Source organism: Streptomyces sp. NPDC006544, from assembly GCF_040611715.1.
Taxonomy (GTDB): Bacteria; Actinomycetota; Actinomycetes; order Streptomycetales; family Streptomycetaceae; genus Streptomyces.
In genome coordinates this window covers 1-2,413 of record NZ_JBEXOV010000205.1, presented here as the reverse complement: position 1 = coordinate 2,413, position 2,413 = coordinate 1, and the positions used below count along the sequence as shown (strand labels likewise).

The following is a 2,413-nucleotide window of genomic DNA, read 5'->3' as shown; positions in this document are numbered from 1 at the left end:
CACAGAATGGATACTAGAAAAACCTTTAGCAGAAATCAACGCTCACACTTCTTTTAACGTGTCCTATGAGAAAGTCAAAAAAGGGCGGAGTATTGACTCTATTGTCTTTCATATCGAGAAAAAACGCATGGCAGACGATAACAGCTACAAGTTAGACGATAAAGTATATCAAGAGGGTAATAAAGTCAAAGAGGAAACCGAAGATAAGCTAGCTATTGAAGCAATGAAAAGCAAATACACCAAGCTATTGATTGAAAATTTTCTTTTGTCACCATTAGAAATGACAGATACGGCAACAATGGCAGGCTTACAGAAAAATGTGTACCCTCTCTATGACGAACTGAAAGAATTGAGAGGGCTTAATGGAGTCAAAGACCACTTGTCTTATGTATCTAGCAAGCGTGAAGAATATTCTAAGCACAATATCGCTAAGTATTTGAAGAAAGCAATCGAGCAATATCTACCTACGGTTAAAAGGCAGGACTTATGATGAGTGAAAAGTTAAAGACAATTAAAGTGGACTAATGTCAAATATTTAGACACAAAATGAGCTATATTTTTGGAAAGTCAACGAAAAACTAGACACGGAGTTAAGAGAATTTAAGAATTATATTTTTCAAAGTCTTTTGGAGACTTGTAATCAAGACCTGAATGCATCCTTTTTGTATTGTAATAGGTCTCAATGTATTTAAATATTTCTTGAGTAGCCTCAGCTCTTGTCTCAAAATGAGCATCATTAATAAGCTCCCTCTTTAGCGTCTTATAAAAAGACTCCATCATTGCATTGTCATATGGATTTCCTTTACGACTCATGCTAGATTGAGCACCGACTTGACGAAGAGTAGATTGATAACGAGAGCTTGTATATTGACTCCCTTGATCAGTATGGACAATCAAGCCAGGCTGAGGATGTTCTTTCCCACAAGCTTGTAAGAAGCAATCCCTCACCAGTTTATCTTGCATCCGTGAAGACATTGACCAGCCTACAATCTTACGTGAAAAAACGTCGATATTCACGGCTAAGTATAAGGTGCCTTCTTTGGTAGGGATATAGGTCATGTCTCCCAGCCATACTTTATTAGGAGCTGTTGCTTTAAAGATCTGATTAATTAAATTGGGTCTTGAAAGCGAAGCTCCTTTTCTGTTGTAATGTTTATATTTATAACGACTTCCCTTGGCATAAAGTCCCATCAAGTGCATCAGTTTCCCAACACGTTTCGTGTTGGTCATAATACCAGTATTATGAAGTACCTTGGTAATTCTAACCGCACCATAGCGTCCCTTATGCTCATGAAAGACAGCTTTTATCTTCTCTGAGAGAATTTCTCTCTCCACTTGTTGTTTTGAAGGACGACGATGCATGTATTCATAGAAACCTGAGCGAGAAACCTTAAGAACTTTTACTGCATGCTTAATTTTTATCTTCCCATGATGTTTCAAGAGAAATTCAAAACGTTTTACTTGCTTCGCTTCAAGAAGACCCGGAACTTTTTTAGAAGTTCAAGTTCCTCCTGAAGATAACGATTTTCTTTCTCTAACAATTTAATCTTATGTTGGGCATCAGCTAGGGCTGTCCCATTGCCTGGAAAAGCACTTTCTCCATATTCTTCAACTTCTTGAACCCAGCGATAAAGACTATTGGCATGAACCTCAAGCTCTTGGCTGACTTCTTTAACAGAGTAACCCTCTTCAAGAATGAGTTTTACTGCAGAATTTTTAAATTGTTTATCGAATTTTCTTCTTGCCATAATAAACCTTTCCACGATTTCTCTTAACTTTGTGTCTAGTTTATTATAACCTTTCCACCTTTCATTTTTGTGTCTTAATAGACAGATTATAACACACAATTTTCTGTCCACTTTTATAGTATAGCTCCAATTCAAGATGACTTGGAAGAACTAGAAGTAATCGCTAAAGGTGTGTTTGAGTCTTCCATACGTGCTATCTTTCCATTTGACGGAAGAGATAAATACTTAACTCTATCAAAAAAATCAAAGTAACCACGACCGCAAGGGATTTTTCCTAAAGGCAGAACGTCCGATTTTTTCAATTGAGGTGGACAAGCGGAGCGACAAAAGCGAACAGGGAGACTTTATGCTATAATGAGTTTAAAGAAAACTGACACGCAGAGCATGCGGTTAAATTGTTCCATAGAGAAGTCTAATTTCTTGATGAGTGGTTGACGCATCTATGCCACATAAAAAAACGAAGCGGTGCAAACAGAGTGGGGACTACGGCTTAACCACGAAATACCAATCTGTGCCGATTGATGATTTGATTTAAGTTTTAAAATAAAAAAGTTGCTGACAATAAGTTGGTGGCTTTTTTATTTTTTTAAGACCGCGCCGCGTTACCCCGTTCGGTCGTACGCTCCCGCCGCGACCAGTTCCAGCACCGGACGCCAGTCCTCCAT

The 2,413-nt window shown here is 38.1% G+C and carries 1 protein-coding gene and 1 pseudogene; one reads left to right on the top strand and one right to left on the bottom strand.

What is annotated here, in order from left to right:
* Positions 1-490, top strand: a pseudogene (locus ABZY44_RS37520) (RepB protein); the annotation flags it as partial.
* 110 nt (positions 491-600) lie between these two features.
* Here the strand turns inward: ABZY44_RS37520 and ABZY44_RS37515 are convergent.
* Positions 601-1,748, bottom strand: a protein-coding gene (locus tag ABZY44_RS37515) for an IS3 family transposase (protein WP_095586744.1) whose coding sequence is annotated in 2 segments (ribosomal slippage) — positions 601-1,496 and positions 1,496-1,748 — 1,149 coding nt in all. Because the reading frame shifts where the segments join, the coding sequence is not laid out codon by codon here.
* Positions 1,749-2,413 lie beyond the last annotated feature (665 nt).